Source organism: Pseudomonas sp. 2725, from assembly GCF_050434585.1.
GTDB classification, from domain to species: Bacteria; Pseudomonadota; Gammaproteobacteria; order Pseudomonadales; family Pseudomonadaceae; genus Aquipseudomonas; species Aquipseudomonas jessenii.
This window is the reverse complement of record NZ_JBNDIV010000001.1, coordinates 503,262-524,845: the sequence shown is the minus strand read 5'-3', so window position 1 is coordinate 524,845 and position 21,584 is coordinate 503,262. Positions and strand designations below refer to the sequence as shown.

At 59.5% G+C, this 21,584-nt stretch carries 20 protein-coding genes; 6 read left to right on the top strand and 14 right to left on the bottom strand.

Translation table 11 applies throughout. From position 1 onward, the window contains the following. Positions 1–69 precede the first annotated feature (69 nt). From ABIE16_RS02450 to ABIE16_RS02435, 4 genes are all read right to left on the bottom strand, one after another. Complete coding sequence (locus ABIE16_RS02450; RefSeq protein WP_429520492.1) at positions 70–825, bottom strand: polysaccharide deacetylase family protein; 756 nt, start codon at positions 823–825, stop codon at positions 70–72. A gap of 196 nt (positions 826–1,021) precedes the next feature. Next, positions 1,022–2,368 carry an ATP-binding protein gene (locus ABIE16_RS02445; RefSeq protein WP_429520491.1) on the bottom strand — a complete coding sequence of 449 codons (1,347 nt, stop codon included), beginning with the start codon at positions 2,366–2,368 and terminating at the stop codon, positions 1,022–1,024. After that, positions 2,365–3,042: a response regulator transcription factor gene (locus ABIE16_RS02440; protein WP_057713638.1), complete on the bottom strand. Its 678-nt coding sequence runs from the start codon at positions 3,040–3,042 to the stop codon at positions 2,365–2,367. The genes ABIE16_RS02445 and ABIE16_RS02440 overlap by 4 nt, the downstream gene beginning before the upstream one ends. A gap of 120 nt (positions 3,043–3,162) precedes the next feature. Beyond that, a complete protein-coding gene (locus ABIE16_RS02435; protein WP_057713637.1) occupies positions 3,163–3,765 on the bottom strand; it encodes a hypothetical protein in 603 nt (200 codons plus the stop codon). Positions 3,766–3,998: 233 nt separating this feature from the next. On the opposite strand from ABIE16_RS02435, the gene ABIE16_RS02430 reads away from it, so the two are divergent. Beyond that, positions 3,999–4,724 (top strand): 4'-phosphopantetheinyl transferase family protein, encoded by a 726-nt coding sequence (locus ABIE16_RS02430; protein ID WP_198530231.1) that lies wholly within the window; start codon positions 3,999–4,001, stop codon positions 4,722–4,724. Positions 4,725–4,832: 108 nt separating this feature from the next. On the opposite strand, the gene ABIE16_RS02425 is transcribed toward ABIE16_RS02430, so the two are convergent. Together ABIE16_RS02425 and ABIE16_RS02420 are read right to left on the bottom strand one after the other, a co-directional pair. Further along, positions 4,833–6,443, bottom strand: a complete 1,611-nt coding sequence (locus ABIE16_RS02425) for an ATP-binding protein (protein WP_057713636.1) — start codon at positions 6,441–6,443, stop codon at positions 4,833–4,835. Continuing rightward, a complete protein-coding gene (locus ABIE16_RS02420; RefSeq protein ID WP_008051517.1) occupies positions 6,440–7,162 on the bottom strand; it encodes a response regulator in 723 nt (240 codons plus the stop codon). The genes ABIE16_RS02425 and ABIE16_RS02420 overlap by 4 nt, the downstream gene beginning before the upstream one ends. Before the next feature lie 738 nt (positions 7,163–7,900). Here ABIE16_RS02420 and ABIE16_RS02415 point away from each other — a divergent pair. Continuing rightward, the gene (locus ABIE16_RS02415) at positions 7,901–10,795 is read left to right on the top strand and encodes a ribonucleoside-diphosphate reductase subunit alpha (RefSeq protein WP_429520490.1); all 2,895 of its coding nucleotides are present in this window, start codon (positions 7,901–7,903) and stop codon (positions 10,793–10,795) included. A gap of 181 nt (positions 10,796–10,976) precedes the next feature. Here ABIE16_RS02415 and flgE read toward each other — a convergent pair whose 3' ends face one another. The 6 genes from flgE to ABIE16_RS02385 all read right to left on the bottom strand — a co-directional run bounded on the left by flgE (position 10,977) and on the right by ABIE16_RS02385 (position 16,100). Further along, positions 10,977–12,308 (bottom strand): flagellar hook protein FlgE, encoded by a 1,332-nt coding sequence (gene flgE / locus ABIE16_RS02410; RefSeq protein WP_057713634.1) that lies wholly within the window; start codon positions 12,306–12,308, stop codon positions 10,977–10,979. 31 nt (positions 12,309–12,339) lie between these two features. Further along, positions 12,340–13,062: a flagellar hook assembly protein FlgD gene (flgD, locus tag ABIE16_RS02405; protein WP_057713633.1), complete on the bottom strand. Its 723-nt coding sequence runs from the start codon at positions 13,060–13,062 to the stop codon at positions 12,340–12,342. Between the two features lie 15 nt (positions 13,063–13,077). Then, positions 13,078–13,521 (bottom strand): flagellar basal body rod protein FlgC, encoded by a 444-nt coding sequence (gene flgC, locus ABIE16_RS02400; protein WP_057713632.1) that lies wholly within the window; start codon positions 13,519–13,521, stop codon positions 13,078–13,080. Between the two features lie 3 nt (positions 13,522–13,524). Further along, entirely contained in the window at positions 13,525–13,932 is a 408-nt protein-coding gene (flgB, locus tag ABIE16_RS02395; RefSeq protein WP_008051530.1) for a flagellar basal body rod protein FlgB, read from the bottom strand. A gap of 362 nt (positions 13,933–14,294) precedes the next feature. Continuing rightward, a complete protein-coding gene (cheR, locus tag ABIE16_RS02390; protein ID WP_007980127.1) occupies positions 14,295–15,122 on the bottom strand; it encodes a protein-glutamate O-methyltransferase CheR in 828 nt (275 codons plus the stop codon). Positions 15,123–15,167: 45 nt separating this feature from the next. After that, complete coding sequence (locus ABIE16_RS02385) at positions 15,168–16,100, bottom strand: chemotaxis protein CheV (protein WP_090457304.1); 933 nt, start codon at positions 16,098–16,100, stop codon at positions 15,168–15,170. 82 nt (positions 16,101–16,182) lie between these two features. On the opposite strand from ABIE16_RS02385, the gene flgA reads away from it, so the two are divergent. From flgA to ABIE16_RS02365, 4 genes are all read left to right on the top strand, one after another. Continuing rightward, positions 16,183–16,941, top strand: coding sequence for a flagellar basal body P-ring formation chaperone FlgA (flgA, locus tag ABIE16_RS02380; protein ID WP_057713630.1), 759 nt, complete (start codon positions 16,183–16,185; stop codon positions 16,939–16,941). A 167-nt stretch (positions 16,942–17,108) separates the two neighbouring features. Further along, on the top strand, positions 17,109–17,435 hold the full coding sequence (flgM, locus tag ABIE16_RS02375; protein WP_057713629.1) for a flagellar biosynthesis anti-sigma factor FlgM: 327 nt from the start codon (positions 17,109–17,111) through the stop codon (positions 17,433–17,435). 48 nt (positions 17,436–17,483) lie between these two features. Beyond that, positions 17,484–17,951, top strand: a complete 468-nt coding sequence (locus tag ABIE16_RS02370) for a flagella synthesis protein FlgN (RefSeq protein WP_057713628.1) — start codon at positions 17,484–17,486, stop codon at positions 17,949–17,951. Positions 17,952–18,043: 92 nt separating this feature from the next. Next, entirely contained in the window at positions 18,044–18,790 is a 747-nt protein-coding gene (locus ABIE16_RS02365; protein ID WP_057713627.1) for a flagellar brake protein, read from the top strand. Between the two features lie 63 nt (positions 18,791–18,853). Here ABIE16_RS02365 and ABIE16_RS02360 read toward each other — a convergent pair whose 3' ends face one another. After that, positions 18,854–20,236 (bottom strand): MFS transporter, encoded by a 1,383-nt coding sequence (locus ABIE16_RS02360; RefSeq protein WP_057713626.1) that lies wholly within the window; start codon positions 20,234–20,236, stop codon positions 18,854–18,856. Positions 20,237–20,306: 70 nt separating this feature from the next. Next, positions 20,307–21,551, bottom strand: a complete 1,245-nt coding sequence (locus ABIE16_RS02355) for a glutamine synthetase family protein (RefSeq protein WP_167362901.1) — start codon at positions 21,549–21,551, stop codon at positions 20,307–20,309. Positions 21,552–21,584 lie beyond the last annotated feature (33 nt).

The window sequence follows — 21,584 nt, the reverse complement described above, 5'->3', positions numbered from 1 at the left end:
GTTACGCAGTGATCACTGGTGTCCTCCCGAACGTACCAGGGGAATACCCCGTCCAGATTTGGCGAACGTTTACCCTGGAGGTGGGATGATCAGTGACAGGCCAGGGTAAATTTTGTCTGGATGATCCAGCACCGACCTGTTCGCATTAAAGATCAGTAGGTATTTGGCAGCATCGCCATAAAACTCTCTGGCAATTGTGGACAATGTATCGCCCCTTACCACCACATACATATTCAACTGACTGACCGGCGCAATCGCCAGTGTGGCCGGTGACTCGAAGTCCACATCGCCCAGCAGGTTCACTTGTCCGATGAACCGGCCAAGATTATTGGCCGTGGTCGCATGTATGTCATGCATCAGCACAATGGAATTCTTTCTTTTCCTTACTTGCTCAACACCATGGGATACCCAGCCCCCCGGTTGGTAGTTGCTGTTCCAGTCCAGGGTATCCACGTTCCAGAGAACCTGCCGGTACCCCAACTCGGCGACAGTGCGATCGACCATCGCGTCGTGAGCGCCATAAGGCGGCCTCATGATCAGGTCCGGCTGCTGGTAGGGAGTCAGCGCCTGCTCCGTCATTTTGACTTGATCGATGATGGTGTCTTTGTCCTGGCCGACCAGTCTTAGATGATCGTAAGTGTGATTGCCGATCCGGTGCCCTTCGCCCAGGATGCGCTTGATACGCTCGCCATGCCTGGCAACCAGATTGCCAACAATAAAAAACGTTGCCTTGATATCAAACAGCTCCAGTGTTTCCAGCACGGTTTCGGTCTGGGCTTGCCGAGGACCGTCGTCAAACGTCAGCCAAACTTTCTTCCTTTCCATCCTTATCTCCTTTGGTGGCTTGTAACGCTTCAGCCCCTATCCACTCATGCAAGCAACACAGACTCTGCGTGTGCATGTCGTCAATAAGGCGAGGCTTATTACTTGCCACCAAACGGCTGAACGCCAACAAAACATTGTTGCCGGTCGTTTAACGCTTGATGCCTGTAGCCCGAAAAGACTGCTATCAAATACCCGTTCACACCGCCGGAAAATAAATCCGGAACGCCGCTCCGCCCATCGGTGAATCCCCCAGGGTCAGCTGGGCGTGGTAGCTCTCGATGATGTCCTTGACCACCGCCAGGCCGATACCCTGCCCCGGGTGCTGGCGGTCCAGGCGTTCTCCGCGCTCGAGAATCCGTGCGCGCTGATCATGTGGTACGCCAGGGCCGTCGTCCTCGACACACAACTGCGTGCCGCTGAGGGTTTCACGCACACTGATGCGTATTTCGCCCAGGCACAGGCGATAGGCGTTTTCCAGCAGATTGCCCATCATTTCCAGCAGAGCACCCTGCTCGATCGGTACGTAACATGGGTCGGGCAAATCGAACGCGACGTGTACGCGCTTGTCGCGGTAAACCTTGTCCAGCGTGTCGCACAAGCTTTTCAGTACCGGCCGCAAATGCACCTGATGACGTACCAGGCCGCTTTTGCGCAGGCTGGCGCGCTGCAACTGGTAGCTGATCTGCTGGCTCATGCGTTCGATCTGGGTTTGCAGCACCCAGGCCTGATCGCGATCCTCGGGACGCTGGGCCATGTCTTCACTGACGCCTTGCAGCACCGCCAAGGGCGTTTTCAGGCTATGAGCCAGGTCGTCGAGGGAATCACGATAGCGACTGCGCTGCTCACGCTCACTATGCAGCAAACGGTTGAGGGAACCGGTCAGGCGCAGCAACTCCCGGGGATGTTCCTCACTGAGGCTTTCGCGGGTGCCACCTTCGATTTGGTCCAGTTCCTGGCTCAAGCGCCGCAATGCCTGCAAGCCCCAGGTCAGGCCGATCCACAGCAACGCCAGCAGCACCAGCAGTGCCGCGCCAAAACCCAGATAGAGATTTTCCCGCAGGCCTTCGAGGGTCAGTTCGTACTCGCGAACCGGCTGCAACGCCACGATGCTGAAGGCTGCACTTTTGCCGCCGAGCAACTTGACCTCGACGTCGTAGACGAAGAACTCCTGGCCATTGGCTTCGCGGATCCGCGCAAACTCGCTGCCACGTCCGTCGTAGCGCGGTTTGTAGTTGATGCGTTCTTCCTGGGTCGCCTTCGAACGCCAGACCAGTTGCCCTTCACGGTCATAGATATAGCCGAGCAATCGGCTGTCGGTGAGGTTGAAGCGCTCGTCGGGCAATTGCGCTGGCATCTGCAGGCTGTTGTTCTCCACTCGGGCAGCCGAGATCAGCGTGGTCACGTCGGATGCCAGACGCTGCTCGATGGAGTCCTGCAGCGCCAGGCTGAAGGCACCCTGCATCGCAGGCAGCAACGCCAGCATGAACAACACCGCCAACAGCGTGGCGGCGAGCATCAAGCGTATGCGCAGCGAACGGATCAAGTGCAACGCTCGTTGAACAGGTAGCCCAGGCCGCGCACGGTGTCGATCGGTTTGAACCCGCCCGGCCCCTCCAGTTTGCGGCGCAGACGGCCGACCAGCACCTCGATCACATTCGGATCACGCTCGTCGTCATCCGGGTAGAGCTGTTCCATCAAGCGATCCTTGGGCACCACTTGCTGATGGTGACGCATCAGGTATTCGAGAATGCGGTACTCATACGCAGTCAGTGCCAACGGCTGATCGTCGAGGGACGCCTGCTTGCGGTTCAGATCCAGCAGTAACGGGCCAGCGACGATGGTCGACTGGGTGAAACCGCTGGAGCGTCGCAGCAAGGCATTCAGGCGGGCCTCCAGTTCTTCGAACTGAAACGGCTTGACCAGATAATCATCGGCGCCGGCGGCCAGGCCTTCGACCTTGTCCTGCCAGTTACCGCGCGCGGTGAGGATCAGGATCGGGAAGGTTTTGCCACTTGAGCGCAACTGCCGGATCAGGTCGAGCCCGCTAATGCCCGGCAGACCGAGGTCGATCACCGCCAGGTCAAAGTTGAACTGGGCTGTCTGGTACAGCGCCTCCTCGGCGTTGGCCACGGACTCGACCACGTGGCCGCTCTCCGTCAGGCGGGTTTGCAGGTGATGACGCAGCAGCGCTTCATCTTCGACGACCAGCAATTTCATATTGCTCTCCCGGGCAAATCAACATCTCCATAGGCGCAACGTCGTACCTCAAGAGCTAACATGGCAACGCCGGATCAGTCACTCGGGCTGATCCGGCGCAGGCCGTTCACGAAACGCTTGTCAGAAAGCGTAGTTGGCGGACAGGTAAGTCTGGGCGCTGCTGGTCAGGTCCAGCGAACCCTGCTTGCTGCCGCCGCGCTCACTCATCTCGGTGCTGGCGTTGCTGCGCAGGTAACGGTAACCCAGTTCAACCGAGGTGTTTTGCGAAACCTGTTGCAGCACACCCACTTGGCCACCGATGGCGTAGCCGATATCACTGTCGCGGCTGAAGCCTGGCGACTCCTGAGTCATTTTGGTCAGGCCGGCCGTGGCGCCACCGAACAGCCTGGTGCTAGCGCCCACCGGGTAGAACAGATCGTAGCTGCCCAGGAGATTTTCCTGACGCAGTTTAATGCCGTTGTGCGAGCCCGACACATTGTCGTAAGTGGCGTAGTAGCGGCCCTTGGTGTTTTGCTGGCCCAGACGAACACCCCAGGTGGTGTCCTTGCCGATTACGCCATCGGCGTTCGGGTGATTGAGGTTGTCGTTCAGGGCGTGGGATTTTTTAACCTTGTCGCTGGTCTGTCCAAGAGTAAGGCTGGCGAAGTTGTCGTCGGACGCGAAAGCTGCGGTGCTTGCGCTCAGAACCGTGAATGCCAGAAGCAGTTTTTTGAATCCAGTCATTGGGGAGTTTCCTCATGTGCCGATTGTTTTTTGGGTACGAGGCAAGGTTACGCACCGCGCCCTGAACTCCCCCTGAACGCACCCTGAACCTGGGCTGAACCGACCCGCCCCGAATATTTCGACACGTTTCAGCAGCAGATCCGACCATGCAATGGAAAAGGCGGGCACCGACTACCAACTCGTCAGAAGCTTTGCACTACCCAGCCTCAGGCCAACCCGGCAAAATGCCAGATATGAACTCAACCCCCGCCCTGCCCGTCTGCTGCACGCCCCTCGATGACCATTGGCCGCTGCCGTTTGCGCTGCCCGATACGGTCCTGCTGAGTACTCATTTCGATAGCGCCCGACTGGACAGCGATGACTTCCAGCGCAGCGCTGTCGAAGCGCCGGCGAGCATCCAGCGCTCGGTGGCCAAACGGCAGGCGGAATTTCTCGCCGGGCGAGTGTGTGCCCGGGCCGCGTTACAGCGACTGGAAGGCTTGAGTTTCATTCCGGCCATCGGTGAAGACCGGGCACCGGTCTGGCCTGCTCATATCACTGGCTCGATCACCCACAGCACTGGCCGGGCCGCAGCGATCGTGGCGAACAAAAGCCATTGGCGCGGCTTGGGCATGGACCTGGAAAACCTGCTCAATGCCGAACGGGCCGAACGCCTGGCCGGGGAAATCCTCAATCCGCCGGAGCTACAGCGCATGGCGGCCGGTGATCACGATCAACGGGCGCTGCTGGTCACCCTGACATTCTCGGTCAAGGAAAGCCTGTTCAAGGCGCTCTATCCGATCGTTCAGCAACGCTTTTATTTCGAACACGCCGAAGTGCTGGAGTGGCGTGAGTCGGGTGAGGTGCGGTTGCGACTGCTCACTGATCTGTCCAGCGAATGGCGCAATGGCACCGAGCTGGATGCGCAGTTCGGGGTCAAGGACGGGCAGTTGCTGAGTCTGGTCAGCATCAAGGCCTGAAGTCTTTGGTGCCTGTCAGGCCGCCATCGCGAGCAAGCTCGCTCCCACAGGGGATCCAGTGTGGGAGCGAGCTTGCTCGCGATGGGGCCGCAACAGACAACACAAGGCTCAACGCTTTTCCTGATTGCGCGGCCAGCTCAGACTGAAGCACGCCCCGCCCAGGCTCTTGCTCTTGCCGATCAACGCGCGCCCGCCATGCCAATGGATGATGCGTCGCACAATGGACAGGCCTAACCCATGGCCTCCAGACGCGCGGGTACGGCTGTCGTCGAGACGCAGGAACGGCGTAAAGATCTTTTCCCACGCCGACTCCGGCACACCCGGCCCGTCATCCTCGATATCCACTCGGCATCGCTGCTGCCCCACTTGATAGCTGATGGTTACCCGTGATTGCGCGTGGCGCATGGCATTAGTCACCAGGTTCTGGATCGCCCGATGCAGATAGCGCGGTTCAGCCTCGACCCAGGCGTCGTCGTTATCGGCAGCCGATAGACACAAGCCCCGTTGCACCGTGACGTCGGCGCGCAACGGCGCCAGTTCTTCGATCACCTGATCGACCAAGGCATCCAGATCGATCCGCTGAAAGTTCAGTGCCGGCGAGCCCTGCTCCAACCGCGCGTAAGTCAGCATCTCGTCCACCAGCCGGTCGAGGTCCTCGATGTCGTGGTCCATGCCCTGGCAGTATTTTTCCAGGGCTTGCGGTGTGGTGGCCGAGCCGATCATCTCCAGGCCAAAGCGCAGGCGTGCCACCGGCGTGCGCAATTCGTGGGACACCGCACGCACCAGTTCGCGCTGGATCGCCAGCAACTGCTGCAAGTGTTCGGCCATGCCGTTGAACGCCGAGGCCAGCCGTCCCACCGAGTCCGCGCCGCGCGCCGGCACACGGGTTTCCAGGCTGCCTTTGGCAATGCGCGTGGCGGCGGCTTCCAGGCCACGCAAGCGTCGCTCCAGCTGACGCACCAACAGATAGACGATCAAACCGATCAGCGTCAGGCCCAGCGCGGCGATCAACACCAACCACTCCGGCGGATAAGGATTCATCTGATACAAAGGGCCGATTTCCAGGACCCACGGTGTGCCCACCATGCCGGCAAATACCCGGATCGAATCCCCCCCCTTGCCCAGCGCCATCACCGTGTCGCCCTCGGATACCCGACGGCTCTGGTCTTCGTCCATGTCCGCCTCGTCAACCGTGACCAGGCGCAGATCGAAGCCGAAACCCTTGCTTTCCTTCAATTGCGCCAGGCGCAAGGGTTGGTCGGCGACCGGGGTGCGCACCAGTTCATCGGTCAACAGGTAGATGGTCGCCCGGGCCAGTTGCTCGCTGATCTGCTGCACTTCCCCGGTGAGCATCAACTGTTCCTTGTCGCTGACCAGCTTGTAGACCTTCGCTGCGTGCGGCCCGGTCTGTTCCACCAGTGCCTGACCGCGCAACACACGGGTGCGCTGGGTCAGGTCGAGGTCGGTCTCGGCAAAAGTTTTCAGCGCCAGTGGAATCCCCAGCAGCCGCTCCCACACCAACAAGGCCCGATGTCGTTCGGTCTGGTTCATCGGTTGCAGGTTGTCGGCCATCAGCGAGAACGTGCCGTGGGCCAGGCGCTCGCGGTATTGCTCGCTGCGCACCTCATTCAGCAGGTGCAACGCCAGCACACCGAGCACCGCCACCAGAATCAGCGCGGCGCACATGCCGCCATAGATACGCAGGAAGATCGAGTTCACAGGGACGGATCTACGCAAGCCTCGGGAACGAACAGATAGCCTTTGCTGCGCACGGTCTTGATCAGCCGTGGATGCTCCGGGTCATCGCCGATCTTCGGGCGGATGCGCGAGATGCGCACATCGATGGAGCGGTCCTGACCGTCATAGCCAATGCCCCGCAGCGCGGTGAAGATCTCTTCCCGGGAGAGGATACGCCCGGCATTGGCCACCAGTAGCCAGAGCAGGTCGAATTCGGCGCTGGTCAGCTCGATGCCGTTGCCCTGCAGCCAGGCTTCGCGCAAGGCGTTATCGACGATCAGCGGGCCGAACTGTAGACGCCGCTGTTTTTCCGGGGCGACTTCGGGCGTTTCGCTACGGCGCAGCAGTGCCTGGATGCGCGCCAGCAGCAGGCGCGGGCGTACCGGTTTGCAGACGTAGTCGTCAGCCCCCAGGTCCAGGCCGAGAATCTGGTCAGTGTCATCGGTGCGGGCAGTGAGCATCAGGATCGGGCCGTCATATCGGGCGCGGACCTTGCGGCAAATGCTCAGGCCATCTTCACCGGGGAGCATCAGGTCGAGGATCACCAGGTCCGGTTGTTCCTTGATGATGCGATTCGCAGCGAGCGCACCATTGCCTTCGATCGATACACGCAGGCCATTGGCTTCCAGGTAATCGCGGGTCAGTTCGGCCAGTCGCTGGTCGTCCTCCACAATCAATACCTGCCAGGCTTCTTGCTCCACGGGTGACCTCTGCTTGCCAAAAACACTAATAAGGAAGGATCCGCCCCTCTTTTTGTAATGATTCGGGGGGATAAATATGTATACACACTGGGCCGATTGTATAAACGCCGCCCGTCGAGAACACAAGCGGGTAAATGCGTTCGGACAACAGGGTTTTTTGTGATAGGGTTCGCGCCCTTAAAAATCCGCCCGAGCGTTTTCGATGGTTGAAAATCGCTGAAAAAAGGTCCGGTCCAGCAGCGTCGCGGCCTACACGCCGGTTACCTCTTTCACACACAATTTACGCACAGGTTTATCCACAGGCATTACGTTGCAATCGCCCCCCAAAACGCATTATCTTGTACCCCGGCGCTAAAAAACCCCTAGATGTAGGGTTTTGCGCGAAAAACCAAACACAAACCAGACACCAATTTCAAGCGCTTTTATTGCCTCTGTCCGGTTGAACCATACGTATTTTTGAAAGACCAAACCGCGCGTGCGGATGGCTACTGTATTTCGGCCCCGAGTGGTCAAAACGGTACGGGTGTTGCAGTCCCAACTGTCACCCTCAAAGGACTCCGGTCTCAGGCCCAAGGCGTGAGACCAAAGACTTCGGCATGGAAGCGGCGCCCTATAGCCCCCTTCCTACTGTCCCGAAGTTGTTATGCCCGGCGCTCGCCGGTTGTAGTGCTTCAGGACGGAACGGTGGGCACCGTGATGGTGCCCAAACAAACATAGAGAATGTGGAGACACCCCCCCATGCAAACCGACACAACTCGCGAGAACCCGCAGGGCACCTTGCCGCAGGCCGCTGATTCGAATTCGGATCTGTCCGCCACCGCGCCAGGCCAACTGCGTGTGATCAAGCGTAACGGCACTGTCGTTCCCTACACCGATGACAAAATCACCGTCGCCATCACCAAAGCGTTTCTCGCAGTTGAAGGCGGCACCGCCGCTGCCTCGTCGCGAATCCACGACACCGTTGCCCGCCTGACCGAACAGGTCACCGCGACCTTCAAGCGTCGCATGCCATCGGGCGGCACCATCCACATCGAAGAAATCCAGGACCAGGTCGAACTGGCCCTGATGCGTGCCGGCGAGCAGAAAGTCGCCCGCGACTACGTAATCTACCGTGACGGTCGTTCGAAAGAACGCGCTGCCCACGCCCCGGCCGAGGAAGCGGTCAACGCTCACCCGTCGATCCGCATCACCCGCGCCGACGGCAGCCTGGCGCCACTGGACATGGGTCGCCTGAACACCATCGTCACCGAAGCGTGCGAAGGCCTGGAAGAAGTCGACGGCGACCTGATCCAGCGCGAAACCCTGAAGAACCTGTACGACGGCGTGGCCCTGACCGACGTCAACACCGCCCTGGTAATGACTGCCCGCACCCTGGTTGAACGCGAGCCGAACTACTCGTTCGTGACCGCGCGCCTGCTGATGGACACCCTGCGTGCCGAAGGCCTGGGCTTCCTCGGTGTAGCCGAGAGCGCCACTCACCACGAGATGGTCGACCTGTACGCCAAGGCGCTGCCGGCCTACATCGCCAAAGGTATCGAATACGAGCTGCTGAACCCTGAGCTGGCCAATTTCGACCTGGAAAAACTCGGCAAGGCGATCAACCACGAGCGCGACCAGCAGTTCACCTACCTGGGCCTGCAAACCCTGTACGACCGTTACTTCATCCACAAGGACGGTATCCGTTTCGAACTGCCGCAGGTGTTCTTCATGCGCGTGGCCATGGGCCTGGCGATCGAAGAGAAAGACCGCGAAGCCCGTGCCATCGAGTTCTACAACCTGTTGTCGTCCTTCGACTACATGTCGTCGACCCCGACCCTGTTCAACGCCGGCACCCTGCGTCCACAGCTGTCGAGCTGCTACCTGACCACCGTACCGGATGACCTGTCGGGCATCTACCACGCGATCCACGACAACGCCATGCTGTCCAAATTCGCCGGCGGCCTGGGCAACGACTGGACGCCAGTCCGTGCACTGGGTTCGTACATCAAGGGCACCAACGGCAAGTCCCAGGGCGTTGTACCGTTCCTCAAAGTAGTGAACGACACCGCCGTCGCCGTTAACCAGGGTGGCAAGCGCAAAGGCGCTGTATGTGCCTACCTGGAAACCTGGCACATGGACATCGAAGAGTTCATCGAACTGCGCAAGAACACCGGTGATGATCGCCGTCGTACCCACGACATGAACACCGCCAACTGGATCCCTGACCTGTTCATGAAGCGTGTCTTCGATGACGGCAAGTGGACCCTGTTCTCGCCATCCGAAGTGCCGGATCTGCACGACCTGACCGGCAAGGCCTTCGAAGAGCGTTACGAGTACTACGAAGCCCTGACCGAGTACCCAGGCAAGGTCAAGCTGTTCAAGACCATCCAGGCCAAAGACCTGTGGCGCAAGATGCTGTCCATGCTGTTCGAAACCGGCCACCCATGGCTGACTTTCAAAGACCCGTGCAACCTGCGCAGCCCGCAGCAGCACGTGGGCGTGGTCCACAGCTCGAACCTGTGCACCGAGATCACCTTGAACACCAACAAGGACGAGATCGCCGTTTGCAACCTGGGCTCGATCAACCTGCCGAACCACATCGTCGACGGCAAGCTGGACACCGCCAAGCTGGAACGCACCGTGAACACTGCCGTGCGCATGCTCGATAACGTTATCGACATCAACTACTACTCGGTGCCGCAAGCGAAGAACTCCAACTTCAAGCACCGTCCGGTCGGCCTGGGCATCATGGGCTTCCAGGATGCGCTGTACCTGCAGCACATTCCTTACGGTTCCGACGCTGCCGTCGAGTTCGCCGACAAGTCGATGGAAGCGGTCAGCTACTACGCGATCCAGGCTTCCTGCGACCTGGCTGATGAGCGTGGCGCGTACGAGACCTTCAACGGTTCGCTGTGGTCCAAAGGCATCCTGCCGCTGGATTCGCAACAGATCCTGATCGAGGCTCGTGGCCAGAAGTACATCGATGTCGACCTGAACGAAACCCTGGACTGGGCACCGGTTCGCGCCCGTGTACAGAAAGGCATTCGTAACTCGAACATCATGGCCATCGCACCGACCGCGACCATCGCCAACATCACCGGCGTCTCGCAGTCGATCGAACCGACCTACCAGAACCTGTATGTGAAATCGAACCTGTCGGGCGAATTCACCGTGATCAACCCGTACCTGGTTCGCGACCTGAAGGCTCGCGATCTGTGGGACTCGGTCATGATCAACGACCTGAAGTACTACGACGGTTCGGTACAGCAGATCGAGCGCATCCCGCAAGAACTCAAAGAGCTCTACGCGACTGCCTTCGAAGTGGACACCAAGTGGATCGTTGACGCCGCCAGCCGTCGTCAGAAGTGGATCGACCAGGCTCAGTCGCTGAACCTGTACATCGCGGGCGCTTCGGGCAAGAAACTGGACGTGACCTACCGCATGGCCTGGTACCGTGGCCTGAAAACCACTTACTACCTCCGTGCCCTGGCTGCGACCAGCACCGAGAAGTCGACCATCAACACCGGCAAGCTGAACGCGGTTTCCAGCGGCGGCAACCATGGTGACGATTCGGTCCTGGCGGCGCCTGCAGGTCCCGCTCCAGTGCCAAAGGCTTGCGCCATCGACGAGCCGGATTGCGAAGCTTGCCAATAAGCTGAGCCAGCAAGCACCCAAAGGTGCTTGCTCGAAACCCCCGATCAGCCTCTGGCGGGTCGGGGGTTTTCTTTTGCCTGCCTGTAGGAGCCTCGACCGGCTGCTCCAACAGGCTTTCGGCGAGCACAAAAAAGCCCTTCTTGCGAAGGGCTCCTTGTGCAGCATGTTCAGCCAACCGGCATCAAGTCATCTGAATGATGGTCTGCATGATGGTGCTCTGGGTGGAGATGGTCTTGGCGTTCGCCTGGTAGTTGCTCTGCGCCTTGATCAGGTCGACCAGTTCATTGGTCAGATTGACGTTGGACTCTTCCAGAGAGTTGGAAACGATCGAACCCAGGGTGCCGGTCTCCGGCGCATCGTAGCCCGGGATACCCGACGCGTAGGTTTCTTTCCAGCTGGTGCCGCCTACCGGCTGCAGGCCTTGCTCGTTGGTGAAGCTGGCCAGGGAAATCTGGCCGATCGGCTTGGTCTGGTTGTTGCTGAAGTTGGCCAGCAGCACACCGCTGCCGTCGATGGTCAGGTTGGTGATCTGGCCGGTGGCGTAACCGTTCTGCGCCGGAATCGAACGCGCGGTGTCGGCATTGAACTGGGTAGTGTTGGCCATGGCGATGGTCAACCCTGCTGGATCGGCTGCGGCACCGTTGGCTGTCCAGACGCCATTGGTGACACTGCCCGGGGTCCAGTTGGTGATTTTCAGGTCACTGCTGATCACCGAAGTCGGTGGCGTGGTTGGTGGCGTCACTGGCGTGCTGACCGAAGTCAGTTTGCCGGTGGAATCGAACGACATGGTCGAAGCAACCGGCGCGGTAACAGTAGGATCACTGCCATCCGGATTGCGGCCATCGATCAGTGTGTAGGTGTCCCACGTGTTCGCTCCAGTCTTGACCATGTATTGATCCATGGTGTGCTGGTTACCCTGCGTATCGTAGATCGGGGTACTGAACGATTTGGTAAAAGTCTCGGTTTTGGACGGGTTGAACTTGTTCGCCGCAACCGTCTGGTCGATCACTGCCGACGTCGAGTTCAGGTTGATCGTCGACGACACGGTGCTGGTGGACTTCGGTGCCAGGTTTGACGTGTCGATCCGCAGGTCCGTCAGCACGCCATTGACGATCTTGCCGTTGGAGTCCACACCGTAACCTTGCAGGCGGGCAGTACCGTCGCTGTTGGTGACGTAGCCTTCCTTGTCGGTCTTGAACGTACCGGCACGGGTATAGGTCAGCGAGCCGTTGTTGCTCAGGACAAAGAAACCGTTGCCCTGGATACCCATATCGAGCACGTTGCCGGTGTTGCTTACGTCACCCTGGCCGAACTGCTGGGAAACGTTGGCCAGGCGCACGCCGTTGCCGACGGTCTTGCTGCCGGTACCCAGGCGGGTCGCCGAGTACACGTCTTCGAATTCTGCACGGGACGATTTGAAACCGGTGGTCGCGACGTTGGCGATGTTGTTGCCGGTCACGTCCAGTTGTTTGTTGGCTGCATAGAGACCGCTAAGGCCGATATTAAAAGACATCATCCACTCCTTTATGCCGTGTTAGTCGGCTCTACATACCAATGGTTTGTACTTTGGACAGAGCAACGCTGCCCAGCCCGGCCAGATTGAGCATCAACTCACCGCCGGTCTGGCTGATGGTCACGCTGTTGACGGTCGCGGGCAGGTTGGTGATCAACGCAACGGACTGACCATCGATCGTGGTCGTGGCGCCGAAGGTATAGGTGCCTGCAGGTACGGTCTCACCCGCATCGTTCTTGCCGTCCCAGATGAAGCTGGCGTTGCCGGCCTTCTGTGAACCGAGATCGATGGTGCGCACTGTCTTGCCGGCTGCGTCGGTGATCTTCAGGGTGGCAGACGCCACCGAAGACGGAACGACCACCGTGCCGCTGAGGCTCTTGGTGGTATCGACCACGGCCTTGTCGCCTGGAGCGATGACCGAACGCCCCACCAGCGACGACGCCTGCAAGGCCTGGGACGAGTTGTAGTTGCTGGCCAGGCCGGTCACCGTATCGTTGAGCGTGGTGATGCCTTCCAGGCTGCTGAATTGCGCCAGCTGGGCCACGAATTCGCCGTTGTCCTGGGGTTCCAGCGGGTTCTGGTTTTTCAACTGAGTAACCAGCAATTTCAGGAATGCATCCTTGCCCAGGGCCTTGTTGCCCGTGGCGCTGCCGGTTGCCGACGCGAGGCCGTCAGTCGTGGTGCTGGTCTTGATCGAGGAGTTGGCCAGGATATCGTTGAGGCTCAAACCACTGGTGGAATCGGTAACACTCATCTGAGTCGCCCCTTATCACTGACCGAGGGTCAGGACCTTCTGCATCATGGTTTTGGCGGTGTTCATCATTTCGGCGTTGGTCTGGAACGAACGACTCGCGGAAATCATGTCGGCCATTTCCTCCACCACGTTGACGTTCGGGTAGTAGACGTAACCCTTGGCATCGGCCGCCGGATGGTTCGGCTCGTAGCGCGCGTCAAGATTGCTCTGGTCTTCGACTACACCCAGCACCTGAACACCCTGACCGGCGGCGTCCTGGCTCTGGAACAGCGAATCGCTGCCGCCGCTCTGCCCGCCCTGGAACATGGTGGCGAATACCGGGTGACGCGCACGGTAGGTCTGGTCGATGCTCGACGAGACCGTTTCGGCGTTGGCGATGTTCGAAGCGACGGTGTTCAAACGCGTGGTCTGCGCACTCATGCCGCTACCGGCAATGTTGAAAACACTGGATAGAGACATGGCTTACTCTCCGCGCAGGGCTGATACCAGCCCTTTGAATTTGCTGTTGAGCAGGGTGAAGCTGGCCTGGAAGCCGATCGCGTTTTCCGCGTAGTTCGACTGCTCCAGCTGGGCGTCCACGGTGTTCTGGTCAATCGACGGTTGCATCGGCGTGCGATACAGCAACGACTCGTCGCCATTGCCCAGGCCTTCAGCCTCGATATGACGGCTGTTGGTCATGTTCAAGGCGAAAGTGCCGCTTTTGGTTTTCTCGTTCTGCTCGGCGAGCACTTTCGAGAAATCCAGGTCCCGAGCCTTGTAGTTCGGGGTATCGGCGTTGGCGATGTTGTTGGCCAGGACTTCGGCACGCTGGGCTCGGAAGCCCAGGGCTTGTTCGTGGATACCGAGCGCTTTATCGAAGCTGATGCTCATGTCGGGAAACCTTCGGGTGACCTGATTTTTCGTAGAATCAACTTAGCAAGCCCCATGCCAATTCAAAAACCCCCGGAAACCGGGGCCTTGCAGGCCATGGCAACATGGCAATGCCAGAAAAGCGGCAACGGTTTTCCGCCGGATGCCGCTTTTCTGCCGCCTCCTCACCCTTTTCAGAACACCGCCGCCCCTGTGGGAGCGAGCTTGCTCGCGATTGCGGTGTGTCAGGGAAAGTTGAACTCGACTGTCAGGACGCATCGCGAGCAAGCTCGCTCCCACAGGGGTCAGCAGCGTTTGCAAGAAATCAGCACACAAAAAACGGGAGCCTATAAGGACTCCCGTTTTCGATGACGCCGGCAAATTCACTTCGCCTGGTAAATGATCCCCGGGCTGCACTGGACCATCTGGTAATGATCCGGCAAACCGTTCAACGCTTCGGAAGCACCGAGAAACAGGTAACCGCCTGGCTTCAATGTGCTGTGGATGCGCAGCAGGATGTCCTTCTTCACCTCGGCGGAGAAGTAGATCAACACATTGCGGCAAAACACGATGTCGAACTTGCCGAGGCTCGCGTAGCTGTCCAGCAGGTTGAAGGAACGGAATTCCACCCGGCTCTTGATCGGCGCCTTGATCGCCCAGCGCCCCGGCCCTTTCGGGTCGAAATAACGCTGCAGGCGCTCAGGCGACAGGCCGCGCCCGATGGCCAGGCTGTCGTACTCGCCGGTCTTGCAGTTGTTCAGCATGGTACCGGACAGGTCGGTGGCAACAATCTGTACGCCCATCCTCAACTGGCCCATGTTGACCCGCTCGAACTCGTCGATGGACATCGACAGCGAATACGGTTCCTGGCCCGACGAGCATGCAGCCGACCAGATGCGCAGGCGCTGACCGGGGCTGGCCTTGATCGCTTCGGGCAGTACCTTGTTCTTCAAGACTTCAAACGGGTAGGTGTCACGAAACCACAGGGTTTCGTTAGTGGTCATGGCATCCACAACCTGCTCGCGCAAACCGCTGCGCGGCTGGGTCTGCATGCGCTGAACCAGTTCCCCCAAAGACTTGATGCCTTGCTGTTCCATCAGTTTGTTGAGACGGCTGGAGACCAGGTACTGCTTGTTTTCACCGAGCAAAATGCCACAGGCTTTTTCCAGAAATACCCGGAACTGTTCGAAATCCAAATTACCCGTAGACAATGATGCCGCCTCTTAAATCGTGTTGACTGCCAGGGGTGCGACCCCCTAGCTGATATCTGCTGCTTTGATCCGGTCGACTACCCGGGATGCCAGGTCATCAGGACGGAACTTGGCCAGGAAGTCATCGGCACCGACCTTCTTGACCATCGCCTGATTGAAAACCCCCGACAACGAAGTATGCAGGATGATATGAAGCTTTTGCATGCGCGGGTCGTTGCGGATCTCCGCCGTCAGGGTGTACCCGTCCATCTCCGGCATCTCGATGTCGGAGATCATCATCAGGAACTCTTCTTCCGGCTTCTTGCCCTCGTCGACCAGTTTGCGCAGGTAGTCCAGCGCTTGCCGACCGTCGTTCAACGCCACCACTTCCACGCCGACCGTTTGCAGGCAGCGCGTGACCTGCTTGCGCGCCACCGACGAGTCGTCGACCGTCAGCACGCGCAACGAAAGCGCCTTGTGCTGGGTTTCGACATCCACCACACCCACGGAAATCGCTTCCGGCGTCGGCGCCACTTCCGCCAGCACCTTCTCGACGTCGATGATTTCGACCAACTGATTGTCGACCCGCGTCACCGCCGTCAGGTAGTGATCGCGCCCGGTGCCCTTGGGCGGCGGATGGATCTCCTCCCAGTTCATGTTGACGATGCGCTCCACCGAGCGGACCAGGAAACCCTGGGTTTTGGTGTTGTACTCCGTGATGATCACGAAGGGGCTGTTCTTGTCTTTCAACGCGCCGGAACCAGTTGCCATCGCCAGATCAAGGATCGGAATGGTCGCCCCCCGGATGTTCGCCACGCCGCACACGACAGGACTGGATTTGGGCATCAGCGTCAGTTTGGGGCATTGCAGCACCTCCCGAACCTTGAACACGTTGATCCCGTACAGTTGCTGGCCGTCGAGACGGAACAACAACAACTCAAGGCGATTCTGCCCCACCAGTTGCGTGCGCTGGTTTACCGAATCCATTACACCAGCCATGCCAGACTCCTACGCCAACGCCAAGTGTTGTTGCGACGCGCCTTCATCACTAAACGGCACGGCGCTTGCTTTTTTAATCGTTATGAACACAAAACCGACATTTTTTCGACGCCTGACCACACCGTACCGCAAATTGCTCGGCGTGCTGGCGGCTGTTTGCCTGTTCAACGCTGGCAGCCCTGCCCTTGCTGACGCGGTTACCTTGCCTGACATGCTTATCGGCGTCACTCAGGGCTTTCTTGAATTCACCGTAGAAGACTATCTGGCGACCAGTCAAACGGAGGGTCGCTACGAGATCCAGGTCAACCAGCTCGATCCGCGCATGCACATGCCCATGTGTGACAGGGAATTGACAGCAACACTCGAGAGTCCCAAGCCGCTGGGACGGGTTACGGTCAAGGTTCGCTGCGAGGGCGCTTCCCCCTGGACGGTGTTCGTACCCGCTCAAGTCCGCCTGTTTCGCGATGTCGTGACCAGCGCCCGGCCACTGCGCCGTGCCGCCATTGTCGAGCCTGGGGATGTGGTCCTGCGCGAGCGCGATATCAGCCTCATCAGCCAGGGCTACCTGACCGCCCTCGATCAGGCGATCGGGCAGCGACTGACCCGACCAATGGTCGCCGACCAGGTGATTACCCTGGTGCATATCGAACAGGCCGAAGTCATCCGCAAGGGTGATCAGGTGGTGATAACCGCCCGCAGCGGTACCCTCAGCGTGCGCATGCCGGGCGAAGCCCTGTCAAACGGCAGCCTGAGCGAGCAGATCCGGGTGAAAAACCTCAATTCCCAACGAGTCATCAAGGCGCAGGTCATGGCGCCGGGGCAGGTGGAAGTGTCCATGTAATTCGCTCTGTTCATCAGAATGTGGCGCTTGCCGCGGCTGTTCCCTAGACTGTGCTCCATGCAGGGCATGCGCTGACGCGCGCAAGGTTCATTGATAAATGAGCCTAAAGTTTTCCAGGGAATGGCCGAAACCATGGCAAGCGTCCAAATTCCCAGAGGTTTTTTATCATGGTCATCGATTTCAGCCGTTTGAACAGCTCCTCGTCCCTGACGGGCAGTACACGTACCAGCGCCAGCAAGGAAAGTGCCGAGGCCGGCAAATCCGCGCCGCTGGAGTCCGCGGCCGAACAGGCCGGTACCGTCAAAAGCGGGGAATCGGTACATCTCAGCGATGAGGCTCAACAGTTGCAGAAGGTCACTGAACAGCTGCGCGATCAGCCTGCCGTCGACAAAGCCCGCGTGGCCGAATTGAAAGCAGCGATTGCCGATGGCAGCTATAAAGTCGACAGCAACCGTGTAGCCAGCAAACTGCTCAACTTCGAAGCCCAGCGCTAGGCCACCGCCGGCGCCAGGCTTTTGGACGCTTAAAACCCAAGGCCAGCCATGCACGACACTCATTTACTGCAACTGATCACCGACGACTTTGCCCCAGCGCAACACCTGCTGGAGTTACTGCAGACCGAATCCCTCGCATTGCATGGCCGCGACATGCCATTGCTCGAGAACATCCTGGCGCAGAAACAGGCATTGGTCGTTTTGCTCGAACAGCATGGCCGCAAGCGCAGTGAAATCCTTGCCAATCTCAACCTGCCGACCAACCGTGGCGGTCTGGAGCAATTGGCCAGCCAGTCGAGCATTGGCGAGCAGTTGCTGGCGCAAAGTGACGTGCTGACCGATCTCCTGGCCCAGTGCCAGGCCATCAACGCCAACAACGGCCAGTCGATCCTCACTCAACAGGCCGCTACAGCCACCCAGCTGAAAATCCTCAACGGCGGTGAAACCCCGGCGCTTTACGATGCCAGCGGAACATTCTCCAAGCTTGCCAAGCCGCGCCCGCTCAGTCAGGCATGAGCCGGTCAATGCCCCCGCTCTATCAAGACGCGCAACATACTGGCAAACTGCTAGCCAGTCGTAGTCAAATTTTGTCTGGAGATTGATTAAACGTGTCCAATGCCTTATCCGTGGATGATGCTCCGCAGCCACCCAAGGTGCTCTCCACGCCCTTGGAAATCTCCAGCAACCTGCGCCAGTTGCTCGAAAGCCATGACCCGCTGATCATCACGTTCCACGAGCGCAGCCAGCGCTTCCAGAGCTATCTGGTGGATCTGGACCGTGACAGCAACATGATTGCCCTGGACGAAATGATTCCCCGTGACGGCGAGCGTTACCTGCTGGCGGGCGAGTCGTTCAGGGTCGAAGGCTTCCACGAAGGCGTACGCATTGCCTGGGAAAGCAACGGCCAGTTGAACATCGACGAATCCGGTGGCAGCCGCTGCTATCGCGGCCCCCTGCCTGATGAAGTGGTGTACCACCAGCGCCGCAATGCCTTCCGCGCCGCGCTGAAGCTGGCACAATTGGTCAACGTCAACCTCGACGGCGAAAAACTCAAGGCGCCCATCAGCGGCAAGCTGCTGGATATTTCCGCCACCGGGTGCAAACTGCGCTTCGACGGCGACATCACCGGCAGCCTGCAACTGGGTCAGGTTTACGACCGTTTCAACGCCGACCTGCCCTTCGGCAAGATGACCGCGCCGGTCGAGTTGCGTTATCTGCACTTCGAAGAAAGGATTTCCACCACCTTCGCCGGCGTTCGCTTCCACAACATGAGCGGGCTGGTGCAACGTCAGGTCGAACGCTTCGTCTACCAGTTGCAACGCGAAGCGCGTCGCTTCGACAAAGACGACATCTGATAGCGCATCAACAAAAAACGGGCACTCCCTTGCGGTGACTGCCCGTTTTTTTGTGCCCCGGTTTTAAGGCCTGGCCTCGCTGAAGTTAGGATCCCGCCCTGTATCAGGGTCTTGCGGCGGCTGATCGGTTTCAGTTTCGGTGACAGCTTCAGGTTCTGATTCAGGCTCTGGCGCTGTACTCACCGGACTGTGCATCTGGTCCTGCACCACCTGCTCGTCAACACGCGGGTCGAGGCAGGCCACCAGTGGCGAACTCGTCATATTGTCCGGCATGGCCACGTGATGCAGCGGTGCGTCGTCGACCTGATGCAGGTTGGTCACTGCTTTCGGGCGAATCCGCCATACCAGCACCAACGCAAAGAAACTGAAGAACGCATAGAGCATCTGGCTGCCGAACAGTTTCATCAGCACACCTGCCACCAGCGGCCCGATACTCGCACCCACGCCATAGGTAACCAGCAACATCGCCGTCAGGGACACCCGGCGATCACCTTCGACGTGGTCATTGGAGAACGCCACCGCCAACGGATACAGGCAGAACTGCACCAGCGAACAGAGGAACCCGGCGATGAACAATACCTCCAGCGGCACCTGCGGCATGATCGCCAGCGGCAGTGCAGCCAGTGCCAGGCTGAACGCGAAACTGCGGATCAGCACGGCCCGATCGTAGCGGTCGGACAACCAGCCCAACGGCCACTGCACCAGCAGCCCGGCAAAAATGCAGCTACCCATGAACAGACCGACCTGCTCGGTGGACAACCCTTGCTGCGAGGCATACAGCGGCGCCAGACCGTAGAACGAACCGACGATCAGGCCCGCTCCGAGCACCGTGCTCAGTGACTGAGGCACGCGCTTGATAAAGAACCGTGGCTCCATCGGTGCCGGGTGCAAGGGTGCCGGGTGAATGCGCCGGGTCAGGGCCACCGGTACCAGGCATAGCGCGAAGCACAGAGCGACCAACATCAGCAATTCAAGCCCCAGCCCTGGGTGCATGACCAGAATCAACTGCCCCAGCACCAACCCCAGGTACGAAGCGATCATGTAGCCGCTGAAGACCATGCCACGCTGATTGGCATCGGCCTGTTCATTGAGCCAGCTCTCGATCACCATGTACTGGCACATCATGCCGAGGCCGACGATCACCCGCAAAAACAGCCAAGCCGGCAACCAGTCCACCAGGCCATGGCCGAGCACCGCCGCGCCAACGATCCCGGCACACGCCGAATAGGCCCGGATATGCCCGACCCGGGCAATCAACCGGTGGCCGATCTTGCCCCCCAGCACCAGGCCGAAATAGTTGGCAGCCATCAGCGCACCGACCCACAGACTGTCGACATGGTCGGCAGCCAGGCGCAACGCCAGGTAAGTACTCAACAGACCCGAGCCGATCAACATCATCAGCGAGGCGAAATACAATGCTCGAAAGGATTTCCAGATTTGGCGCATCGGCGTTCCGAGCGGCTCCTTGCAGTGAGAATCGGCTATCGCTAAACGATAGCCGGATGTCGACGGAACGTCAGGCCTGGGCTGCTAAAACACGCCTTTCCCAGGGAGTAATTTCATCATGGAAACTGGTCAGTTCCAGGGTCTTCGAAGCGATGTAGCCTTCGATGAATTCCGCGCCGAACAGTTCCTTGGCCAACTGGCTACGTTTCAGACGCTCGAGTGCCGCATGCAAGGTACACGGCAACGAAAGATTGTCCGGCACCTCGAACTCACCCTGGATCGGCGCGCTCGGCTCCAATGTCTTCTCGATGCCATGCAACCCCGCCGCCAGGCTTGCGGCAATCGCCAGATACGGGTTGGCATCGGCCCCCGGCAAGCGGTTCTCAACCCGACGGGCCACCGGCAAACTGGCCGGAATGCGCAGGCCGGCCGCCCGGTTGTCGTAGGACCAACAGGCATTATTCGGTGAGGCGTAAGGGTGGCACAAGCGCTGATAGGAGTTCACGTTCGGCGCAAACAACGCAGTGAAATCGGCCATGCACGTTTGCTGACCGGCAATGAAGTGGCGGAAGGTGGCCGTCTCCTGCCCCGCCTCGTCGCTGAACACGTTACGCCCGGAATCGATCTCGACCACGCTCTGATGGATATGCATCGAACTGCCCGGCGTATGCGCCAACGGCTTGGCCATGCACACCACGCTCAGGCCGTGCTTGAGGGCCACTTCCTTGAGCAGGTGCTTGAACAGGAATGTCTGGTCGGCCAGCAGCAGCGGATCACCGTGCAGCAGATTGATCTCGAACTGGCTGACGCCCATTTCGTGCATGAAGGTATCGCGAGGCAACCCCAACGCAGCCATGCACTCGTAGACTTCATTGAAGAACGGCCGCAAGCCGTTGTTGGAACTGACGCTGAACGCCGACTGACCATCTTCGCGGCGACCGTCCAGCCCCAGTGGCGGTTGAAAAGCCAGGGTCGGATCGGTGTTGGGGGCGAAGACAAAAAACTCGAGCTCGGTCGCCACCACAGGCGCCAGGCCGCGGGCCGCGTAACGGGCAATCACCGCCTTGAGCTGGCCACGGGTCGACAGGTTGGAGCTGGTGGTGGTGCCCAGTTCATCCGCATCGCAAATGGCCAAGGCCCGCGGTGGATGGCTCCAGGGCAAGCGATGGATTTGTGCAGGGTCCGGGATCAGCGCCAGGTCGCCATCATCGCTGCCGTAAAACCGTGCCGGCGGATATCCACCCATGATGCATTGCAGCAGCACGCCCCGCGCCATCTGCAAACGTCGACCGTCGAGAAACCCCTCGGAGGTCATCACTTTGCCCCGTGGTACGCCATTCAAATCCGG

What these genes read in the sequence shown, in the direction of transcription:
- ABIE16_RS02370 (WP_057713628.1), top strand. Translation starts at nt 17,484, where the DNA reads ATGCACGACACTCATTTACTGCAACTGATCACCGACGACTTTGCCCCA.
- ABIE16_RS02360 (WP_057713626.1), bottom strand. Translation starts at nt 20,236, where the DNA reads ATGCGCCAAATCTGGAAATCCTTTCGAGCATTGTATTTCGCCTCGCTG.
- ABIE16_RS02415 (WP_429520490.1), top strand. Translation starts at nt 7,901, where the DNA reads ATGCAAACCGACACAACTCGCGAGAACCCGCAGGGCACCTTGCCGCAG.
- flgE (WP_057713634.1), bottom strand. Translation starts at nt 12,308, where the DNA reads ATGTCTTTTAATATCGGCCTTAGCGGTCTCTATGCAGCCAACAAACAA.
- ABIE16_RS02440 (WP_057713638.1), bottom strand. Translation starts at nt 3,042, where the DNA reads ATGAAATTGCTGGTCGTCGAAGATGAAGCGCTGCTGCGTCATCACCTG.
- flgM (WP_057713629.1), top strand. Translation starts at nt 17,109, where the DNA reads ATGGTCATCGATTTCAGCCGTTTGAACAGCTCCTCGTCCCTGACGGGC.
- ABIE16_RS02435 (WP_057713637.1), bottom strand. Translation starts at nt 3,765, where the DNA reads ATGACTGGATTCAAAAAACTGCTTCTGGCATTCACGGTTCTGAGCGCA.
- flgB (WP_008051530.1), bottom strand. Translation starts at nt 13,932, where the DNA reads ATGAGCATCAGCTTCGATAAAGCGCTCGGTATCCACGAACAAGCCCTG.
- ABIE16_RS02355 (WP_167362901.1), bottom strand. Translation starts at nt 21,551, where the DNA reads ATGACCTCCGAGGGGTTTCTCGACGGTCGACGTTTGCAGATGGCGCGG.
- ABIE16_RS02430 (WP_198530231.1), top strand. Translation starts at nt 3,999, where the DNA reads ATGAACTCAACCCCCGCCCTGCCCGTCTGCTGCACGCCCCTCGATGAC.
- ABIE16_RS02385 (WP_090457304.1), bottom strand. Translation starts at nt 16,100, where the DNA reads ATGGCTGGTGTAATGGATTCGGTAAACCAGCGCACGCAACTGGTGGGG.
- ABIE16_RS02450 (WP_429520492.1), bottom strand. Translation starts at nt 825, where the DNA reads ATGGAAAGGAAGAAAGTTTGGCTGACGTTTGACGACGGTCCTCGGCAA.
- flgA (WP_057713630.1), top strand. Translation starts at nt 16,183, where the DNA reads ATGAACACAAAACCGACATTTTTTCGACGCCTGACCACACCGTACCGC.
- flgD (WP_057713633.1), bottom strand. Translation starts at nt 13,062, where the DNA reads ATGAGTGTTACCGATTCCACCAGTGGTTTGAGCCTCAACGATATCCTG.
- flgC (WP_057713632.1), bottom strand. Translation starts at nt 13,521, where the DNA reads ATGTCTCTATCCAGTGTTTTCAACATTGCCGGTAGCGGCATGAGTGCG.